Source organism: Peribacillus sp. P4_C12 (assembly GCF_056402095.1).
In genome coordinates this window covers 1-591 of sequence record NZ_JBFUIB010001163.1, presented here as the reverse complement: position 1 = coordinate 591, position 591 = coordinate 1, and the positions used below count along the sequence as shown (strand labels likewise).

Annotated in this window: 1 protein-coding gene; it reads right to left on the bottom strand. The window is 36.5% G+C overall.

Features of this window, described 5'->3' with window-relative positions:
- On the bottom strand, positions 1–591 hold a 591-nt coding region (locus AC1DUW_RS31945), incomplete at both ends, for a PQQ-dependent sugar dehydrogenase (protein ID WP_477644593.1).

Genomic DNA, 591 nt, shown 5'->3' with positions numbered 1-591 from the left:
GGGAAGTTCATTAAAACGTGTGATTACCGGTGGATTATAGATAAATGTATTCTTAACTACATCAATTTCAATTATTTTACCAGCTATTTCCATATCATCCTGGCTTAAATTAAATGGATCATAGCCTGATCCACCATCTCCGGTTGTTAAAACAAGGTTTCCGGTTTCAGGTGAAAAGTTTAAGCTATTGACACCATTATGATTAAAAAATGGTCTTCTTAAGTTAAGTAATGTTCGGCGTTTTTGAGGTTGACCATTCGATTGTAAATTCCATTCTTCAACTGTATCAATATGATCATATTGATTTTCTCTATTTATCCATCTTAGGTTTAAAGTTCTGGGATCACACGGGTTAGGCCTAAAAGGTTCAGAAAGAGCACCTGGACCTTGTGTTCCAGCTACTGAATAATGAAGATAAAACAGACCGTTATAATAAAATTCTGGATGAAACGCTAGCCCTAGCAATCCTCGTTCATCATATCCACCACGAGAAACACCTAGTTCAGAATCACCAAGTTTTATGATTCGCGGGCGAATATCTAAAAAAGTCCTTATAACCCCGTTTCCTATGTAAAAGATCTCTCCTACCTG